13 protein-coding genes and 1 pseudogene are annotated in these 20,700 nt (G+C 42.2%); 13 read left to right on the top strand and 1 reads right to left on the bottom strand.

Translation table 11 applies throughout. The annotated features are described in order from the left end of the window. The first annotated feature begins 38 nt into the window (after positions 1-38). The 7 genes and pseudogenes from DXD68_RS22675 to DXD68_RS22645 all read left to right on the top strand — a co-directional run bounded on the left by DXD68_RS22675 (position 39) and on the right by DXD68_RS22645 (position 10,850). Complete coding sequence (locus tag DXD68_RS22675) at positions 39-1,043, top strand: FecR family protein (RefSeq protein WP_122363733.1); 1,005 nt, start codon at positions 39-41, stop codon at positions 1,041-1,043. Between the two features lie 122 nt (positions 1,044-1,165). After that, the gene (locus tag DXD68_RS22670; protein ID WP_122363732.1) at positions 1,166-4,522 is read left to right on the top strand and encodes a TonB-dependent receptor; all 3,357 of its coding nucleotides are present in this window, start codon (positions 1,166-1,168) and stop codon (positions 4,520-4,522) included. A gap of 5 nt (positions 4,523-4,527) precedes the next feature. Further along, complete coding sequence (locus DXD68_RS22665; RefSeq protein WP_122363731.1) at positions 4,528-6,159, top strand: RagB/SusD family nutrient uptake outer membrane protein; 1,632 nt, start codon at positions 4,528-4,530, stop codon at positions 6,157-6,159. Between the two features lie 109 nt (positions 6,160-6,268). Further along, entirely contained in the window at positions 6,269-7,762 is a 1,494-nt protein-coding gene (locus tag DXD68_RS22660; protein WP_122363730.1) for a sulfatase-like hydrolase/transferase, read from the top strand. Between the two features lie 193 nt (positions 7,763-7,955). Further along, positions 7,956-9,416: pseudogene (locus DXD68_RS22655) on the top strand (sulfatase family protein); the annotation flags it as partial. 131 nt (positions 9,417-9,547) lie between these two features. After that, complete coding sequence (locus DXD68_RS22650; RefSeq protein WP_122363728.1) at positions 9,548-10,207, top strand: LysE family translocator; 660 nt, start codon at positions 9,548-9,550, stop codon at positions 10,205-10,207. A gap of 1 nt (position 10,208) precedes the next feature. Then, on the top strand, positions 10,209-10,850 hold the full coding sequence (locus DXD68_RS22645; RefSeq protein WP_122363727.1) for a carbohydrate-binding family 9-like protein: 642 nt from the start codon (positions 10,209-10,211) through the stop codon (positions 10,848-10,850). 134 nt (positions 10,851-10,984) lie between these two features. Here the strand turns inward: DXD68_RS22645 and DXD68_RS22640 are convergent, their stop codons facing one another. After that, the gene (locus DXD68_RS22640; RefSeq protein WP_122363726.1) at positions 10,985-11,374 is read right to left on the bottom strand and encodes a DUF6249 domain-containing protein; all 390 of its coding nucleotides are present in this window, start codon (positions 11,372-11,374) and stop codon (positions 10,985-10,987) included. Between the two features lie 150 nt (positions 11,375-11,524). Between DXD68_RS22640 and DXD68_RS22635 the strand changes: the two genes are divergently transcribed. The 6 genes from DXD68_RS22635 (at position 11,525) to DXD68_RS22610 (ending at position 20,676) form a co-directional block, all read left to right on the top strand. Continuing rightward, positions 11,525-12,079: an RNA polymerase sigma-70 factor gene (locus tag DXD68_RS22635; protein WP_122363725.1), complete on the top strand. Its 555-nt coding sequence runs from the start codon at positions 11,525-11,527 to the stop codon at positions 12,077-12,079. A gap of 85 nt (positions 12,080-12,164) precedes the next feature. Then, positions 12,165-13,136 carry a FecR family protein gene (locus DXD68_RS22630; protein ID WP_122363724.1) on the top strand — a complete coding sequence of 324 codons (972 nt, stop codon included), beginning with the start codon at positions 12,165-12,167 and terminating at the stop codon, positions 13,134-13,136. 250 nt (positions 13,137-13,386) lie between these two features. Then, positions 13,387-16,647 (top strand): TonB-dependent receptor, encoded by a 3,261-nt coding sequence (locus DXD68_RS22625; RefSeq protein ID WP_158585926.1) that lies wholly within the window; start codon positions 13,387-13,389, stop codon positions 16,645-16,647. A 12-nt stretch (positions 16,648-16,659) separates the two neighbouring features. Further along, entirely contained in the window at positions 16,660-18,345 is a 1,686-nt protein-coding gene (locus DXD68_RS22620) for a RagB/SusD family nutrient uptake outer membrane protein (protein ID WP_122363722.1), read from the top strand. Between the two features lie 16 nt (positions 18,346-18,361). Continuing rightward, on the top strand, positions 18,362-18,733 hold the full coding sequence (locus DXD68_RS22615; RefSeq protein ID WP_147383023.1) for a DUF5018-related domain-containing protein: 372 nt from the start codon (positions 18,362-18,364) through the stop codon (positions 18,731-18,733). Positions 18,734-18,828: 95 nt separating this feature from the next. Next, positions 18,829-20,676 (top strand): right-handed parallel beta-helix repeat-containing protein, encoded by a 1,848-nt coding sequence (locus tag DXD68_RS22610; protein WP_122363720.1) that lies wholly within the window; start codon positions 18,829-18,831, stop codon positions 20,674-20,676. Positions 20,677-20,700: the final 24 nt, after the last annotated feature.

Here is a 20,700-nt window from a genome sequence, read left to right as displayed (position 1 = left end):
GCTTCACGTATCCTATAGTAAACGGAAAGCATACACACATGTCGAAAACATATAAAATATTACATAATCTGGTCAATCACACTTTCGATCCGGAACTCCGGAATAAGGTATGGCACTGGTTGATCGCTCCTTCCAAAAAGAAAGAAAAGGAAGAAGTACTTTTTTCTATTTGGGAAGAATATCCGACGGAAGCTACGGCAGAAACTTACCGCTCACTGAAAGCGACACAAGAAAAAATAGGATTAAAGAAGTCTCCACAGAAACAGTATAGTCTGTCATATAAACTATTGAGAATTGCCGCAATCCTGATCATTCCATTATTATCCATGGTCGGTTCATACCTGTATATCCAGCACAACAAATCAGATCAGGAACTGATCCAATGCTTTGTACCGGAAGGGGAAAAGCAGGAACTGACACTCCCCGACGGTTCAAAAGTAAATATTAATTCGGGAAGTATCCTTATCTATCCGAAAGAGTTTAAAGGAGATACTCGTACTCTCTTTCTAATAGGTGAAGCGAACTTCACTGTAAAAAAAGATCCCAAACATCCTTTCATTGTCAGTACAAGTTACCTGAGAGTACAAGCTCTCGGTACAAAATTCAATATACAGGCTTACTCTGAAAGTGACAGGATTACAACGACTCTTGAAAACGGGGCTGTTAAGGTCAATAAAATTGATAACACAGAAAATGCATTCTTTTTATCCCCTGATGAACAATTGGAATATAACAGTAAAACAGACATGTTTGAAAAAAGACATATCGATGCCACTCATTATTCCAGTTGGATAAAAGGAGAACTAGTTTTTATCAATCAGCCACTTAAAGAGATACTGGCCAGTATCCAACGAAATTATGCGATAGATTTCGTGATCAATCCACATCTGTTTACCCAGGATCTATACACCATAAAGTTCCGTCAGAATGAAGATATTAATACGGTTATGAAGATTCTAACTCTGACTGTGGACGGATTGAACTATCATATAGAAGACAATATAATCACTATCAATTCACTAAAGAAGAAAGGAGCAAAATAAGATGCAAAAAAAGGGACCGGAGAATAATTGCGACACCATTCCCGGACCCCCGAAATCAAGAACTCAACACTTAAAATCTTAGGGATCTTAAATTTAATATTCATTGATTAATTTACAAATGTATGAAAATAAACAATCAAAAGAGTTATAAAATGCTCACAAAATTCCGTAGAGTATTCCTTTTAGCCTTGTTAACCTTCTCTACTACAATGATATGTATTGGGCAGAATCAGAAAATCACGATTTCCGGAAATAACAAAACATTATTAAATGTATTCGGGGAGATAGAGAAACAAAGTGGCTTGAGTATTTCCTACAATCAAACAAAATTAGATGTCAATAGGAAAATTGGGCAGAATTTCGACAATCAAAATCTGTCATCCGTCATGGCTGACATTTTAAAAGGTACGAATTTTACTTACCGGATTGAAGGAAACTATATCATCATCACATCTGCCGCGACTTCCTCTAAAAATGAATCTAAAAAGATATCAGGTATTGTTCTGGATGAAACAGGCCAGCCTATCATCGGTGCCAATGTCATTGTCAAAGGAAGCACGAACGGGGTTATATCAGACCTGAACGGTTCTTTCACACTGGAAGTTCCTCCGGGAAGCAGACTGCAAATCTCTTATATAGGCTATCAAACAAAAGAAATAACAGTTGATGGTAACAAAACCAACCTGACAGTCCAGTTAAACGAAGATTCACAAGCATTGGACGAGGTCGTTGTTGTTGGATACGGCACTGAAAAGAAAGTAAATGTAATCGGTTCCATCGCCCAGATCAACGGTGAAAAATTGCAGAATCGTTCAAGTCCGATGCTTTCCAATGCACTGACCGGGCAAATGTCAGGTGTCACTGTTATCCAACGCTCGGGACGTCCCGGCCAAGGTGGCGGAGAAATCCGTGTACGTGGCGTAGGCTCTTTCGGAGGAGAAGACAACAAATCGGATGCGCTGGTCCTGATCGACGGAATACCCGGTTCACTGAATGACATTAATACGGAAGATGTGGAAAGCATATCCGTATTGAAAGATGCCTCGACTGCTGCCATTTATGGTTCAAGAGCTGCCAACGGCGTTATTCTTGTTACGACAAAAACAGGTAAAGAAGGTAAAATATCAGTTAGCTACAACGGATATGCCGGTTTCAATACGGCAACTGAATTACCGGAATTTATCGACACCTGGCAATATGCGACATTATACAATGAAGCGACAGGAAGAGAAGTCTACACTGCCAGCGAAATACAGAAATTAAAAGACGGAAGTGATCCGGACCATTATTCAAACAGCAGATATCTGGATGAAGTCTTTTCCAGAAAAGGTTTTCAGACTGGGCATGACCTGACTTTAAACGGAGGGAATGCACAAAATAAATATATGGTTTCTTTCGGCTACATGCGTCAGAATGGACTTGTAGAAAAAAATGATTATAGTAGATACAATGCACGCGTCAATCTGATCAATGAGATCATCCCCCGTTTGAAACTGACTACCCGTCTATCCGGAGTGTACGGAGAAAGAAATGAGCCGACAGGACCCGGAACAGACGGAACAGATAATATGATGAAAATTATAGAATTTGCCCTTCGTCATCCGGGCATTTGGCCTAGCGTCTTATCAGACGGCACATTCGGGGTTGGACGTGACCTGAACGGAACACCTCCCGGCTGGATCAAAAGTTCATCTTTCTACACAAATCCTAAGTTTTCAGTCAATGCCAACATCCGGCTCGATTATACACCGATAAACGATTTAAAAGTATCAGCTATAGGAGCCTACACATATACAAACGGAGAAGAGAGAACCTATCGTTCTACAATGAAACTTGCAGATGATTTATCAGTTAGTCCTTCTATGCTGACACATAAAATGACAAAAACCATCTATAAAACATTTCAGGCAACTGCTGACTATAATAAAACAATCAATAAACACAGTTTTGGAGTTTTAGCAGGTTATTCATGGGAACAACAGGATTACACTGATTTACAAGGATCAAGAGACAAGTTTCCAGGAAACGACCTACCATACCTAAATGCAGGCTCACCGGATAATCAAAAATCATCTGGTGGAGGTAACGCTTGGGCTATACAGTCTATATTTGGTCGTGTTAAATACAATTTTGATGAACGATACCTAATAGAATCGACATTACGTTATGATGGTTCTTCCAGATTCCCTAAAAATCAAAAATATGGCTTCTTCCCTTCCATAGCCGGAGGCTGGAGAATTTCTGAAGAAAATTTTATGAAAGACCATGAATCACTCGACTGGATTTCCAATCTGAAACTGAAAGTGTCGTGGGGACGGTTAGGAAACCAGAATATCGGCAACTATCCGTACCAGTCTGTTTATGAGTTAGGACAGAATTTTCCGTTCGGTGAAAGTTTCAGCCAGGGTGCTGCTATTAAAACAGCTACTGATCCAACCATCAAATGGGAAGAGACTGAGACGATCGACGGTGGATTTGAAAGTATCTTTTGGAATGGTTTATTAAGTTTCAACGTATCCTATTTTTACAGAAAGACATATGATATCCTATATAAACCCAGCGGAAGTGTTTCTTCTATCCTGGGACTTGAGATTTCGGAGATGAATACCGGTAAACTAAAAAACCAGGGGTGGGAGTTTGAAATAGGCCACCGAAACAAGATCGGTGAAGTATCCTATAATGTCAATGCAAACCTGACAGTCATTAAGAACAAATTGTTAACCCTTGGCGTAGGTAACGTCGAACAGTTGAATGGTATGGTCGGTAACGGTAGTAATTTATTTATAGGTCAGCCTATACAAATGTATTACGGATATTTGACTGACGGTGTATTCCTCGACCAGGCAGATATTGATGCGTGGTATGATCAGAGTAAAGTAACTCCGAAACCTCAACCAGGCGATATCCGTTATAAGGATATAAGCGGACCGGACGGAGTTCCCGACGGCGTGATCGATCCGAATTACGACCGTGTTCCATTAGGTTCACGTATTCCTAAATTCACATTCGGCCTGAATCTAGGAGCAGAATACAAAGGTTTTGATATTTCAGTACTGATCCAGGGAGTAGCCGGCGTAAAAGGATTGCTGGAAAATTATGCAGGTTATGCTTTCAGACAGAACGGAAATGTTCAGGTATGGCAGGCCGAAGGACGTTTCGATCCGGCTAATCCGACACGTTATCCGGCTTACCCGCGATTGGAAGAGTTAAGTAATACGATCGGTCCGAATATCCAAACATCCGATTTCTGGATATTAGATGCTTCCTATATCCGGTTAAAAAATATCCAATTGGGCTATTCGTTGCCAAAGAAACTCATGCAAGCGGCAAAACTCGGAGGATTACGAATCTATGTACAGGCTGAAAATCCATTAACATGGAATAAATACAGAAAAGGATGGGACCCGGAAATCAATACCGGAGGTCAATATTACCCGATCCTGGCGACTTATACATTTGGTGTAAACTTTAATTTCTAATAGATATGAAACGCATACAATATATAATTTTACATGTAATAGCAGTATTCTCTTTACTGACTTCCTGCGATCTGGAAAGAAATCCGTTAGATAAATATGCAGAGAACGCATTCTGGACAGATGAAGAAAATGCTCAACTGGCTCTCACCGGACTATATCGGGGAAGTATCAGTTTCAATGCTGCTGAGTATAGTCCCGGCGACTGGTGGTCTTACGGCGGTTTGCTCTTTTTTGAATTTCCGACTGATAATGCATACGACAGACGCGGCTCCAGTTCCAATTTTCATAAAATGACAGATGGAACCCTTATGCCTAATAATGCTTTTATCAAAAACTACTGGAGTAACTCATATTCCAAAATCACCCGTTGCAACTATTTTCTGGAAGGAATAGATAACCTGAACTCCGCCCCGGAAATCGTAGCCAGATTCAAAGCCGAAGCACGCTTTTTACGGGCGACCCAATATTTCTACCTGTCACAATTCTTTAGAGATGTACCTTTAGTTACCAAAGTGCTGACACGTGATGAAGCGAATATTGTAGAAAAAACTTCCCAAAGAGATATCCTTTCTTTTATTACACAGGAATTTAAAGAAGCCGCCGCCGATCTGCCCCGTTTTAAAGATTTGAAATCGGACGAGGCCGGACGTGCAAGCAAGCAGGCTGCTTTAGCCTTTCTGGGTAGAACTTTCCTGGCTACAAAAGAATATCCGGAAGCGGCAAAGGCATACGAAGAGATCATCTCATACGGGGATAATAAAATCGACCCGGATTATCAATCCATTTTCCTTCAGTCCAATGAAAGAAGCTCGGAAAATATCTTTTCTATGCAGTACTTACAGGATATGGCAGGAAGTGCACTGCCGCAGCATGCCTTCTCCCGGACAGAAGGAGGTTGGTGCCTGATCAATATCACAGCCGATCTGTTTGAAGCTTATCCTTTTAAAGATGGCACACCATTCAGTTATGACAGCCCGCTATACAACCCTGATAATTTGGGAGAGAACCGCGATCCCAGACTGGATTACACGATATTGTATAACGGTGCACCTTTCAGGGGAGGCATCTACAACTGTCACCCTGATTCTGAATTAGGATCCGATCGTATCGGCAGCGGGCAAACTACGCAAACCGGTTTCCTGATGAGAAAATATATGGATGAAACCTACACCGGGAATGTACTTAGTTATGGTGGAGATCTGCCTATCATACGTTATGCAGAGGTATTGCTCAGTTATCTGGAAGCTAAGCTGGAAGCTGGCGAAGCGATCAGCCAGTCCCTTCTGGATGCAACTATCAACCAGATTAGAGGGAGAGCTTCAGTAAACATGCCTCCGGTCACGGAAACAAATCCGGATAGACTCCGCCCGATATTACGCAATGAACGTCGGATCGAACTGGCAATGGAAGGAATCAGATACTGGGATTTGCTTCGCTGGGGTATTGCCCATGAAGTTTTAAAAGGTGATATCTATGGAGCACCATTCCCCGGTTCCATTAGGACAAGCCCGAACAAAAACGGGGAAGTAGACAAATATGGAAGATGGTATGTCAACACACGTGCCTTCCGCAACAATCAGGATTATAGATGGCCTATTCCTCAATCAGAACAAGACATCAATCCGAATTTAAGATAATCAATTTATGAAGGTGTTGCAAAAAGAATATGACCTACCCCAATACGTTCCCTGGTTATCACGGGAACAGGCCGTATTTTGTAACACCTTCTTTTATACATAAGCAAGTATGAAAAATATCAGAAAATTATCCTTCATATCTCCGCTCTTAATAACAGGAGCGATAAATATTGCGGCTCAGGAGAAACCCAATATTTTAATTATCCATACGGACGAACAAAATTTCCGTACACTAGGTTGTTACAGGCAATATTTATCCGAAGACCAGGCTTTCCCATGGGGAAAAGAGGTTGCGGTAGAAACACCAAATATAGATGCCATGGCATCCAACGGGGTTCTTTTCATGCGCTGTTATGCCACTACGCCAGTCAGTTCCCCCAGTCGGGGATCATTCCTCAGCGGATATTTTCCTCAGAATAACGGAGTATTAACAAACGACATGATTCTTAACGTACCGACCTTCGCTGACATATTGAGAGAACACGGATATGACACCGGTTATATAGGCAAACTACATTTAAACGGCAAAGGACGTCCGGAATGGCATCCTCACAAAGATTATGGCTTCAACGATAACCGGTTTATGTATAACCGGGGACACTGGAAAAAGATCATAGAGACCGAAAACGGACCAGAGTTTATCACTAAAGCGGATATGTCCGAGACCGATTCGACAAATTTCCCAACCGATTATCTGACCGGCAAAGCAATCGATTATATACAGCAACACAAAGATACAACCTTCTGCTGTGTATTAAGTTTGCCGGATCCCCATAGCGCGAATCTGGTCAGGTCACCTTATGATACGATGTACAAACATTTTACATTCCAACAACCTCGAACAGCGCAAAAAGATACGACCAACCTACCCGCATGGTCACACGGAGCCAACCTGCCCCAAGACCGGATGGAAGATATGGCACAGTACTTCGGTATGATCAAATGTATCGATGATAATATAGGTAAACTTATCCAAACACTTTCCGATTCAGGCATCCTGGAAAAAACAATCGTCATATTTACATCCGACCATGGAGACATGTGCGGAGAACATGGATTGATAAACAAAGGCGTTCCACTTGACGGCTCTTCCCGTGTACCTTTCGTCGTACGTTATCCGAAAGGAGTAAAAATAAATCATAAAATAGACCATGTCATGTCCGTAGTCGACTTCACCCCCAGTATTTTATCTTTCTGTGGAATACATTCACCGGCTAAACTTGAAGGACGGGATCTCTCCCCATTATGGAAAGGAGAAAATCTTCCAAAGCAAGTTGAAGATATTGTTTTCATGCGTTCGACTACGCAGGTTATAAAAGGAGACTGGGATGATCCGGCTACCAGCAACCGTAGTTTATGGATATCGGCTGTAACTCCCGACTATAAACTAACTTATTCCGAGAACGAACAGGATGTTCCCTGGCTGACCGATCTGAAAAAAGACCCGGATGAATTGATCAATCATTATCGGGATCCGGCATATAGAAAGGTTGTCTCAGAATTAGCCTCCCAATTAAATAAGTATGGAGAAAAATACAATGATCCAAGGATAAAGCATCCTAAAATTCAGCAGGAAATCCAGTCTGCCATTTTAAATAAATAGACTATATCCGTAAAAAAGCAAAAGATAGTAAGGCTATTATTAAAAAAATGCAGATATTTATGAGCTAAACAAAAAAAGACAACTTACATAGACTAAAAATATCATGAAATCAAACGTACTAATCGGTTTCGGACTGGGAGCATTCCTTGTCTCCCCGACCACCTCCCATGCTCAAAAGGCAAAAGAGACAAAAACTCCGAATGTCATTTTCATCTACGCTGACGACCTGGGTTATGGCGACCTGGAATGTTACGGCGCGACCCGCGTACAAACACCCAATGTCAACAAACTGGCAAACAGTGGCATCCGCTTTACGAACACTCACGCAACAGCGGCTACCAGCACGCCTTCGCGTTACTCGCTGCTTACCGGAGAATATGCATGGCGCAGGCCGGGAACAGACATTGCTGCCGGAAATGCCGGAATGATCATCCGTCCGGAACGGTATACCATTGCCGATATGTTCAAAAGCGCAGGCTATACGACTGCTGCCTTAGGCAAATGGCATTTGGGACTGGGAGATAAAACAGGCGAACAGGACTGGAATGCCCCTCTGCCTGCCGCATTGGCTGATCTTGGATTCGATTATTCCTATATCATGGCTGCTACAGCCGACCGTGTTCCTTGTGTATTCATAGAAAACGGAAAAGTAGCCAACTACGACCCGTCTGCACCTATCGAAGTCAGCTATCAGAAACCTTTTGAAGGCGAGCCGTTGGGTAAAGACCATCCGGAACTGCTTTATAATCTGAAACACAGTCATGGTCACGATATGGCAATCGTCAACGGAATCGGACGTATCGGTTATATGAAAGGCGGAGGCAAGGCATTGTGGAAAGATGAAAACCTGGCAGACTCCATCACTACCCACGCCCTCGACTTCATCAAGGCGAATAAAGACAAACCATTCTTCATGTACTTCGCCACAAATGACGTACACGTACCCCGTTTCCCTCATGAACGTTTCAGAGGAAAAAATCCAATGGGACTCAGAGGCGACGCCATCGTACAGTTCGACTGGAGTGTCGGACAAATACTGGACGAACTGGAAAGATTAGGGTTAAGGGAAAATACATTGATTATCCTCTCCAGCGACAATGGTCCGGTTGTAGATGACGGTTATGCAGACCAGGCGGAAGAACTGTTGGGTGACCACAAACCAGGTGGTCCGTTACGCGGAGGAAAATACAGCGCATTCGAAGCCGGAACACGTATTCCCGCAATCGTCAGCTGGCCGAAAGAAGTAAAAAAAGGGAAAGTATCAGATGCTTTAATGTCACAGGTAGACTGGTTCGCTTCACTCGCCGCATTGACAGGTTCTGTACTTCCTAAAGGCGCTGCTCCTGACAGTTACAATTATTTGGGAACCTTGCTGGGAACGGACAATGCCGATCGCCCATGGGTTATCGAACAGGCATCCGACCATACTTTATCAGTCCGTACGAAAGACTGGAAGTATATTGAAACCAGCGACGGACCGAAAATGGTACCCTGGGGACCAAAGATCGAGACTGGTTACTCGAAAGCCCCTCAGCTATACGACATGACTCAGGTCGGCGAACAGGATAATCTGGCAGAAAAACGTCCGGAAATCGTTTATCAACTGCAGGGAATTCTGAAAGGAGTACGTAACAATACTGTCAAACCTAAATAATCCGGATAACCCGGTCAAATTATAAATCAATGGTCTGGGACTTTTGTTCCAGACCATTTTTATGTTTTTACCTTTTTTTATCAACGAATAGACACTATCTTTGCAGTCAATTGGGCAGAAAATAAAAGATAATGCTGGGACTTATTAGTAAAGGAATTGTGATAGGCATACTCGTATCAGCCCCTATGGGTCCGATCGGAATGCTGTGTATACAAAGAACATTGAATAAAGGACGCTGGCACGGATTCGTTACCGGTCTGGGAGCAGCCCTATCAGATGTCATATACGCAACTCTTACCTGTTTGGGCATGGGAGTTGTCGTTAACTTCGTAGAAGCCAACCAGGCTCCTCTCCAGCTAATGGGCAGTATTGTCTTAGGACTTTTCGGTTACTATATATACCAATCCAATCCTGTAAAAAACTTAAAAAAGCAACGTGAAAAAAAGTTATCGTTCACACAGGATTTTATTACAGCTTTTCTTCTTACCTTTAGCAACGTTTTAATCGTGCTTCTATATATAGGCTTGTTTGCACGCTTTGGATTTGTGCTACCAGATCATTCCGTTTGGATGTTATTGGGGGGGATTGCATGCATTGGTGTAGGTGCCGTCTTATGGTGGTTCGGAATCACATATATAGTTGCCAAATTGAAAAAATGGTTTAATGTACGAGGAATATGGTTATTGAATCGGATTGTAGGGACAATCATCATTGTTTTGGCTATTGTAGGAGTATTATCCGTGCTCCTCACCTCATATTTCCATTTGCCGTTGCTCCAAATCTATAATTAACATGAAGAAGCTTAAAGTACCGTATTTAGTGACGCTGGATGTACTGGATTTATCATCCGCAGGATATCTGCTGGAGAGTAAGGCCCAGCGAGAGTATATCGATGTGATCAATTGGGAAGAATATCCTTACAAACCAATTGTAGCCTTTGATATTGCTCGAACAGACACGAATTTATATATTCGTTATTTTGTAAAAGGCAATTCCCTGAAAGCTGTACACAGCACAGACGGATCACCTGTTTATACCGATAGTTGTGTAGAGTTTTTTATGAAAACCATAGAAGATCACAACTATATGAATTTTGAATTCAATTGTATCGGCACCTGTGATGCAGCACGCCGCCAATCACGCGATATCAAAAGATCGCTGAACTCCGACGAGTATGCATCCATCCGCAGATATTCCACATTGGAGCACAAACCGTTTGCCGAGAAGAAAGGGGTATACTCCTGGGAACTGGTAGTTGCCATCCCATTCCAGCTGATGGGGCTCGATCCGAATAACCTGCCGGAAAAAATACTGGGTAACTTCTATAAATGCGCAGACGATACAGAATTTCCGCATTTCGTAAGTTGGAGTCCGATCGATGTTTCGGCACCGAATTTCCATCGTCCGGAGTTTTTCGGGGAGATTTACTTATAAAAGAGACTATGATTATCAAATAAGAAATAGTAGAGAATAGCAGATAAATGTTATTCTCTACTATTTCTTCATAATCACTCAGATCAAGGATGAATAATTTATCAAAAGTAAACAATTGATTGCAACTCCCTAAATTATTTATCTTTGTCCTTCGAAAGTTTCATTTCTAAAATAAAAGCAACAATTAGTCCGAGACCGCCAAATAGCAGGACCGATGCTCCATACACAGCACTTCGCATTTCATAATTATCACATGCCACCGTAGATATCGACAAGAAGAATCCGAACAATATACCCAAGCCGATTCCAACCAACAGGCAGCCAGCTTTTAACGAGCTAAAAGATAAATTAGTACTCAAACGGGGCAAACCTATTTTAGCATCAAAGGCAGAAGGTTCCAGCTTATCTCCTATCTTCTCAATAATAGCCAAACGTTCTTTCTTCCGTACAAACAATTCAAACAAACCATAAATACCGGCACAAATTATTCCGATAATAAGCGGAATCATTATAAAATTCATCATAACTGTAATTTTTTAGTTGTTAATTAATTTCGTTTACTAGTTTGACGCAGTAAAGAAAAAAAGGTTACAGTCTGAGAAGAAAAAAGAAATACATATTCATAAAGATATTTATTTAAATTTGCATACGGAAAAGCAGATAATACGATAAAAATGGAAAATCAATTGAACTTTGAGCAGCTATACATCACCTATTCCCCAAAAATGAAACGATTTGCCCTGGAATATATTCAATCGGAAGAAGATGCGGAAAACATTGTCCATGATGTTTTTATGGAGGCTTGGGAACACAGAGAGGTCCTTTCCTATCACATAAATATTCTGGCATTTCTTTTCACTGCAATAAAAAACAAGTGTATCGATTATCTGCGCCATAAAATAGTCGTAAGAGAAACTTCAGACCAGCTCAAAGAAGAATATCGGCTGACCATGCAGATGAAGTTCGACTCATTGGAAATATTTGACCATAATATGTTTAATGAAAAAGATATCGAAACCATTCTGAATAATGCCATTCTTTCACTGCCGGAAAGATGTCGGGAAATCTTTATCAAAAGCAAGATTGAAGGGAAAAAGCAGAAAGAGGTTGCCCTGGAATTAAACATTTCTGTCAACACTGTTGAAACTCAAATCGGCATCGCTTATAAAAAGTTACGGGAAGAGTTGAAAGACTACTTTCCCTTACTACTTTTTCTTTGCAGTTTATAAAGTTGTAATCAGGAAATAACAAAAAATCAAATTTTCTTTTAGCGGAAATATTTAGCTCGCCCGTTTTCTTATATATCAGCAGAAAATGAACGAACAAATAAAGAAATATTTCCAGGGAGAACTGACTTCGTATGAACGGTTAGAGCTTTTGCGTGCGGTAAAAGAGAATGAATCACTAAAAAAAGATTTTATCCAACTGCAGAACTTACACGCATTGTTCAGTATCACACCCCAAAAAGATGACGAAAAAGCAGGCATCAGCTTCTACAAGAAATTCCGACATTATAAGAAAAAACATATAATACGAAAAACAATTTTACGGTATGCCAGCTACGCCGCCGTAATTATATGTATGCTTACTGGAAGCTGGTTCGGTTCCTACTACTACAATGAATCGCTATCCTCCGTCAATCCCAATAAATTATATGTACCTTCAGGACAAAGGGCTTGTGTCACATTGAATGACGGGACAGATGTCTGGTTAAATGCCGGATCAACCCTTCTGTACCCGGCTGAATTCAAAGGGAAAGAAAGAAGAGTCACTCTTATAGGAGAAGCATTCTTTGATATCGCCAAAGATAGGGACAAGCCATTCATAGTATCTACAAAAGGGATAGACATCAAGGCTGTAGGGACTAAATTCAATGTCTACTGTTATCCGAAAACAAATTATGTGTGTGCTAGTTTAATAGAAGGCTCCATTCTTGTTTATGAACCGGAAAAAGAAACACAAAATATCAGATTAAATCCAAATGAACAGGTCTATTACCAAAATGGTGTCATGCGGGTTCAAAAAATAAAGAACCCGTCAGACTTTCTCTGGAAAGATGGAATATACAATTTTGAAAACGAACCTTTCGGAGACATAGCAAAAAGATTGGAACTGTATTACGACATAAACATCATAGTCAGCGACACTTCTTTGGAAGCCAGGGAATATACCGGTAAATTCCGTCAGCTGGACGGAGTCGATGAGATTCTACGAATCATCCAAAAAATACATAAATTCAAAATAAAGAAAGAACCGGAAAAGAATACAATTATAATTTCCAGGTGACAAGTAAATAGTATAAACAATTAAAAAGAATGCCTATGAAGAAATGACAAATGAAAAACTGGCAAGTGTAGCAGCACCCGCCGGTTGCGAAAAGCAAACACGAGTTTTAATTTTAGTATTCACTTAACAGAGCAAAGATATGAAAAGAAATCCTTTGTTAGCACTATTGTTATTTAGAATAAACCATAACAAATGGTCTAAAATCATGAAAATTTCCTTATTTCTATTATTTGTCTGTACATTTCAGCTTATGTCCATAAACTCTAATGCACAAAATGTTACAATAAAGATTGCATCAGGGAATATCACCGTCGGACAATTTCTGAAAGCGATAGAAGAACAGACTGAGTACCTGGTTGTATACAGCAACCGGGAAATCGAAACAGAGAGAGTCGCAAATATAAAAGCCGGGACCAGTAAAGTCACAGAGCTTTTAAGTAATGTTTTTAAAAATACAGATGTAAAATATGAATTTGAAAACAACTACATCATCTTGTCGAAACAGAGTAAAGGAACGCAACCCTCAATTCTGCAGCAATCCCAAAAGAAAATAACAGGAACCGTCAGCGATCCGAACGGTGATCCGATTATCGGAGCAAATGTCGTAGAAAAAGGTACTACTAACGGGACAATAACAGACCTGGACGGTAAATTCTCTCTTTCCCTACCAGCTAACGCAACACTTCTAATCTCCTATATCGGATATACATCGCAGGAAGTCCCCATCGGCAACCAAACATCAGTCTCTATTCAACTGCAGGAAAGCATGGGTAAGCTTGATGAAGTTATCGTTGTAGGTTATGGAACCCAACGAAAATCCAGTATGACTGCCGCTGTGACCAATGTCAATACCAAGGAATTGCAAAATATTCCGCGCCCAAGTATCTATTCAGCACTACAAGGACGAGTTGCGGGTTTGACCATCAATGAAAGTTCCGGTGAACCGGATAAGGCAGCCTCTCTGTTGATCCGCGGATTGGGAACAATCGATGGAGGAACCGAACCTCTAATTCTTATAGACGGCAGCCCATCAGGAACCCTGTCGCATCTGTCGACTTTCGATATCGAGTCAATCTCCGTGTTGAAGGATGCAGCTGCTTCTGCCATCTATGGAGCCAGAGCTGCCAACGGTGTTATTCTGGTAACCACCAAACAAGGACGTATCGATGATGACAAGCCGATGATCCAGTTCGACAGTTACGTCGGTCTCCAAACACTGGCACAATTTCCAAAGACACTGAGTGCTTACGAATACGCCACCCTGGTCAATGAAGTACACCGGAATGACGGTAAAAGTAATGTCTATAGTGACACAGACCTGGAAATGTTCAAGAATGGACAGACAGACGACTTCCACGGGAATACAAACTGGAAAGACCGTACTTTACTGAAAGTTGCCCCGATCTTTACCAACCATCTAAGTGTTAGTGGTAACGGAAAACTAGGTCGTTATTATGTCTCCGGCGAATATGTCGATCAAAAAGGGATGGTCCGTAAAATAGACAATTACGACCGTATGAACCTGCGTGCCAACATCACCAGCGACATTACCAAGAAAATACAATTCCAGTTCATGTCGAACTATATCCGTACCCATAAAGATAACGGAGGTCTGTCGGGAACATTTTCAAATGTATTGGCTGCATCCAGCACAGCACAGGAAAAATATTCCGACGGAAATTGGGGAAGCATGATCTTTGCAGACGGACGTTACCTTTGGGATACCGGTAACCCGGTAAAAAGTATCAATGAATATGGTCCGGTAGAAACCTACTGGAACACATTGAACACAATGGCCAGCCTGCAATACCAGCCCATAAGCGGTCTGACGCTCAAAGCGATGGGAAGTTACCGCTATTCATGGTCGGACAGCCAGAGCTACAGCCGTAGCTGGACCTCTTGGGACCCGTTAAAACAGGAGATAGCCCAGTCAGGACCAGCCTCTTTACAGGAGAACTGGGATAAAGAAATGAAATACGATCTGCAATTAACAGCAACGTATGAAAAGACGATTCATGACCATTTCTTCAAAATACTGGGAGGTTACTCACAGGAGAACTTGCGCAGCGACTTTATAAAAGGCTATAGAAAGAATTTTATCAATGATTCTCTATGGGAACTGAATGCCGGCGACGCTTCTACCCAGACCAATGAAGGTGGAGCCGACCAATGGTCGTTCGTCTCTTTCTTCGGTCGTGCCAATTATACTTTTATGAACAAATATCTGTTCGAAGCGAACCTGCGTTACGACGGTTCTTCCCGTTTCGCACCAGGCAAACAATGGGGATTATTCCCTTCTTTCTCTCTAGGATGGAATATCAGTAAGGAAAGTTTCCTGAGTAAATACGACTTTATCGACAATCTGAAAGTCCGTCTTTCATGGGGACAGTTAGGTAACGCAGAGAAAGTAGGACTGTACCTATGGTTCCCTGGCGTTGAATCCGGAGCTTATTACAATTTCGACGATAAACTGGTATTTGGAACCCGACCAGCAAAATTTGCCAACAAAGATTTGACCTGGGAAACGACCACTTCCTACAATCTAGGCTTGGACGGTAGCTTCCTAAACGGTAAATATACGTTTGAAATCGACTTATGGAAGAAAAATACAGACGATGTATTACTAACAGTCCCTATTTCCACAACGATCGGTGCACCGGATGCTAACCTAACGGTCAACGCCGGCAAGATAGGCAGTCACGGATTTGATTTATCAGTCGGAACAAACGGTAATTTCACGAAAGACCTCACCTACAGCGCCCGCTTCTCACTGACAGGCTGGAACAGCTGGGTGATCGACCTGAAAGACCGTGCAACCGCATTCAGTACGGAATATCGTCCAGGCGAGGAACTCGGTAACTATTACGGATACGAGTGTCTCGGTATCATCAACGACGAAAAAACACTGGACGAATACAAAAAACTGGAAAACGTAGCTCCGCAGATAGCCCTTGGAGACCTGATGTATAAAGATCAGAACGGAGACGGTCGACTGGATTACCTGGATAACGTAAAACTAGGCAACTGGAATACAAAGAACAGTTTCGGTTTGAATCTTGGACTCGGCTATAAAGGATTCGACCTGCAAGTATTCTTCCAGGGAGCCTTTAATGTGGATAAACAGATATCCGGCAATACCCGAACCTCTTTCCACAATTTCTGGTCGCCTGATGCCAACCAGCTGGATCGCTGGACGGAAGAGAATCGGAATGCAGATGCCCTGTACCCTCGTTTACGGAAAGAATACAGCCACAACACCGATCCGATGTCAAGCTTTTGGGTAAAGAGTGCATCTTATATAAAGTTGAAAAACTTACAGATCGGATATAACTTCCCGCAATCTTTCACCTCTAAAATACGGGTAAAGACATTGCGCCTGTATGTATCAGGTACCAACCTGTTTACCATTGCTCCCGATTTTCTAGACGGATACGATCCGGAAGGAGATATGAAACCGGATATCTATCCGACTCTGAGAGTTTATTCGATAGGACTTAATGTTAATTTCTAATTGGTACAAGTCATGAAAAGATTATTTTTATTCTTCTTCGTTATATTGCTGGCTTCCTGCGACGATTTTCTGAACAAAGGGCCTCTTACTACTTTGTCTGAATCATCTTACTGGCAAAAAGGAAGTGATGCCGAATATGCCGTAAATGGTTTATACGAATGCTTTTATGAGCTTGACGGAAGCGGGGAATTTAAACCCGGAGGTGCTCCCTACATGGATTTATGTACGGATCTGATGTACTTGAAAGCTCCCTGGGAGTTCGGCTTTAATGCATTCAATACCGGAACACTGACAGCTGACAATGGTTGGGTGGCCGATTTTTGGAAAAAGAAATACAAATTCATCCGTAACTGCAACTTCTTCTTTGAGAATGTAGAAAAAGTAAAAGACCAGCTGGCAGAGAAGACATACAACGATTATTGTGGTCAGGCACGCGTCATACGTGCATTCCTGTATCTTCGTCTCGTACAAGGTTTCGGCGATGTCCCGCTGATCACCCAAACACTTTCTGCCGACGAATGGCCGGCACGGGATGCAACCGACCAGATCATGGAGTTTATCATCAATGAACTGGACAAGGCTATCAGCGAATTACCGGAAGAACAGTCGGACGGAGCCCACGGACGTATTGATAAATATGTTGCCTACGCCTATAAAGCCAGAGCCGCCATGCATTACGCCGGATTTTATGGAAAGCAAGACTATTATCAGGTTGCCGCCGATGCTTTAAAGGAAATTGTTAAAAGCGGTAAATACGAACTTTTCAAGAAAGATGCGGACCCGGTAGAGAACTTTACCCAAATATTTTGGGCAGCCAATGAAGGAACGGATAACAAGGAAGTCATTTTCTCTTACCAGTTCATGAAAGACAAACATCCCAACAATATCAGTACCTCATTTGCCGGACCTGGCTGGAAAGGTCAGCAGGCACAACAGAATTACATCGATATGTATGAATGTAAACATGGCTTCCAGGCACATGGTATCAGTTTCAAGGAGATGAACGAATACAGGAATACCAAAATGCAGAGAAGTCCGCTGGAAGGTAAATGTCCGGACTATGACCCTCAACAGGAATTTAAGGACAGAGATCCGCGCCTCAATGCGACTTTCTTCAATGCCAATATCTATAAAGACGATAACGGGGTTTTACAAAAGCCCGGTGAATATTGGGCAGCTGCCAACCGTAGCTTTGCTCCCGACTGGGAAAACGACTGTTATTTCTTTAAAAAGCTGGTAGACCCGACAAATTTCAACCCGGTTTACTATTACGGAAACAGCGACAACAACTACCCGCTCGTACGCTATTCCGACATGCTCCTGCTATATGCCGAAGCACTGAATGAAACCGGCAAAACGGCTGAAGCCGTCAAATATGTCAATATGGTCAGAGAAAGAGTCGACATGCCTGCTATCGCCTGCTCCGATAAAAACGAGATGCTGGAGATCATCAAGCATGAGCGGAAAATCGAGCTGATGGCCGAACATGTACTGGTATGGGATTACAAACGCTGGCATGAATATGAGCGGACAATGCCGTATGGTGCTGAATTTTACGGATATCGCCGTGAAACATTCGGACAGGAATCGATCCTAATGCAGACAAAATATCTTACTTATCCGCAATATTACCTGTGGCCGATCCCCGCAGTCGAATTACGGAATAACAAGAATATGACACAGAATACAGGTTGGTAATTTAAATCTTAGAATTATGAAAATCTTCAAGTATATAATCATGCTATTCCTTATTGTCGTGGGCACGTCATGCGACAAAACAGATTTGTATGCATATCCTTCCAGCGACAGTAACAAGACTGATATCACCGCTTTCAGTTTATTGAATGAAAAAGGGGAAAACGTAGTCATAGAAAGTAAAATAGACAGCGAAACCGGTACCATCACCGTCAAGGCAACTCCGGGAACAAGCCTAAACAGGCTCGTTCCTCGCGCCGCCGTTTCAGAAGGTGTTGTGATCGAGCCGATCATGGGAACCTACACAGATTTTTCCAGTCCGGTAAGCTACACGCTCATAGCCGGAAACCGTACTACTAAACAGACCTGGACAATATCGGTTTCTTTCTGATAAAATTCTAATATCACACCGGAAGTTGCCTTATTCTGTAGAAACATAACTACCTTTAAGGCAACTTCTTTGCTAAATTCATTAAACTTACGATCATGAAACTCAAATTCTTATGGTTCCTCCTGATCAGTCTGGCCACCATCCCGGCATCAGCACAGGAAGTAATACCAATCACTCGTTTCGGTGCGATACCAAACTCACAGACCGATGTAATGCCTGCCGTAAAACAGGCGTTGGAATACTGTAAAGATAAATCAGACATAGTCATCAGCTTTCCCGAAGGACGCTATGATTTCTGGCCTACCCGCTATGCAGACAAGACTGACAGTATCGGATTCGACCTGCAAAAGATGAATGACCTGACAATAGACGGGAATGGTTCAGAGTTCATATTCCACGGCTGGATGGAAATAGCCCATGTCGACTCCTGTTTCAATATCCTATTCAAAAACTTCTCGGTCGACTGGGACAGGCCACTGATATCCCAAGCGGAAATTACTAAGTCGACAGATACATATCTGGATGTAAAAATAGACCGAAAAAGCTATCCTTATGTGATCGAGAACAAAAAAATTCTTTTCCTCGGCGAAGGCTGGAAGCTTCCGGTTCTGAACGTATACAATAATCTATACGACAAAACAAACAAAGAGATCGTCTACAATAGTTGGGATAGCCCGCTTGGTAATATATTCGAACAGGAAGCCGAAGAACTGGGGGGAGGAATCGTACGCTTTCACGGGAAAACACCTATGAAACCCGAAAGTGGTACCTTCGTTTCCCTGTTTCATGCCCGTTACGCCATCGTCGGATTCCATATTCGGAACAGCCGGGACATTGTCTTGAAAGACCTTCAGATTTATCATTGTCTGAGCCACGGCGTATTGGGAGAACGGACGGAAAATATTACAATGGATAATGCCTCCATGATGGTAAACGATGCCAAAGGTCGTGTATTCAGCATTATTGCTGACGCTTCACACTTCGTCAACTGTAAGGGAGTTATTAAAGTGGAGAATTGTGCACATACCGGGCAGGGAGACGACTTTATCAACGTGCATGGCCGTAGTGTCATTATCATGAACATTCCGGATGAAAAGACAATCGAAGTAAAAACAGACGGACGATATACCACCCCGAACGATGAGATGTGGTTTATTAAACACGAAACAGCCCAACGGGAAGAAGTCCGTATCGTAGAATCCATCACCCCGATCAAAGAAGACGGTAAAGTCACCGGCTTTCAGATTTCGTTTACCCAACCTATTCCGAAAGGTATCCAGGTTGGTGACTTCACGGAGAATAAAACCTGGGTAGCAGGTCTGGAGTTAAGGAACTGCAAAATACTAAAACGACACCGGGCAAGAGGGATTCTCGTAACGACACCGAAAGAAGTCATTATAGAGAACAACTACTTCCGCAGTGCAGGAACAGCTATTCTTATTGAAGGTGACATGGATTATTGGTACGAATCGGGAGCAAACAACAATATGCAGATACGAAACAATGTATTCGAAGACTGCCTCACTTCCGGAAATGCTCACGGAAGCCGTGGCGAATGGGGGGAAGCGGTTATTACCATCACACCTTCCCATAAGCCGCAAGATGCCCAAGCCGAACCGTATCATAAGAACATTTACATCCGGGATAATGTCTTTAAGGTCTTCGACGCACCGCTCGTACGTGCTCGTTCCGTAAGAAATCTTTCATTCACCGGCAATGAAATCATAAAGACATATACTTACAAGCCCTACGCTTGGCAACAATCCGCTTTCTTGCTGGATGGTTGCCGGAATGTCGTCATCAAAGACAACAAAATAGATAAAGCGTACACCACCCGGGATATACTGATCGAACATATGAAGAAATCAGATGTAAAAGTAGCAAAGAAAGAACTCTTCAACATCGATTTTCTGAAAGATATTAATACCTATCATCTCTGGTAGATCTATGCACTTAATAATAAATCC

This window comes from Parabacteroides sp. TM07-1AC (assembly GCF_003480915.1).
GTDB lineage: Bacteria > Bacteroidota > Bacteroidia > Bacteroidales > Tannerellaceae > Parabacteroides > Parabacteroides chongii.
Note: the sequence above shows the minus strand (reverse complement) of the source record. Positions and strands in the feature narration are given on the sequence as shown.

Excerpts from the sequence above, each read along its gene's own strand:
- DXD68_RS22620 (WP_122363722.1), top strand. The coding sequence starts at position 16,660 with ATGAAAAGATTATTTTTATTCTTCTTCGTTATATTGCTGGCTTCCTGC.
- DXD68_RS22660 (WP_122363730.1), top strand. The coding sequence starts at position 6,269 with ATGAAAAATATCAGAAAATTATCCTTCATATCTCCGCTCTTAATAACA.
- DXD68_RS22640 (WP_122363726.1), bottom strand. The coding sequence starts at position 11,374 with ATGATGAATTTTATAATGATTCCGCTTATTATCGGAATAATTTGTGCC.
- DXD68_RS22625 (WP_158585926.1), top strand. The coding sequence starts at position 13,387 with ATGTCCATAAACTCTAATGCACAAAATGTTACAATAAAGATTGCATCA.
- DXD68_RS22650 (WP_122363728.1), top strand. The coding sequence starts at position 9,548 with ATGCTGGGACTTATTAGTAAAGGAATTGTGATAGGCATACTCGTATCA.
- DXD68_RS22630 (WP_122363724.1), top strand. The coding sequence starts at position 12,165 with ATGAACGAACAAATAAAGAAATATTTCCAGGGAGAACTGACTTCGTAT.
- DXD68_RS22665 (WP_122363731.1), top strand. The coding sequence starts at position 4,528 with ATGAAACGCATACAATATATAATTTTACATGTAATAGCAGTATTCTCT.
- DXD68_RS22615 (WP_147383023.1), top strand. The coding sequence starts at position 18,362 with ATGAAAATCTTCAAGTATATAATCATGCTATTCCTTATTGTCGTGGGC.
- DXD68_RS22635 (WP_122363725.1), top strand. The coding sequence starts at position 11,525 with ATGGAAAATCAATTGAACTTTGAGCAGCTATACATCACCTATTCCCCA.
- DXD68_RS22675 (WP_122363733.1), top strand. The coding sequence starts at position 39 with ATGTCGAAAACATATAAAATATTACATAATCTGGTCAATCACACTTTC.
- DXD68_RS22645 (WP_122363727.1), top strand. The coding sequence starts at position 10,209 with ATGAAGAAGCTTAAAGTACCGTATTTAGTGACGCTGGATGTACTGGAT.
- DXD68_RS22610 (WP_122363720.1), top strand. The coding sequence starts at position 18,829 with ATGAAACTCAAATTCTTATGGTTCCTCCTGATCAGTCTGGCCACCATC.
- DXD68_RS22670 (WP_122363732.1), top strand. The coding sequence starts at position 1,166 with ATGAAAATAAACAATCAAAAGAGTTATAAAATGCTCACAAAATTCCGT.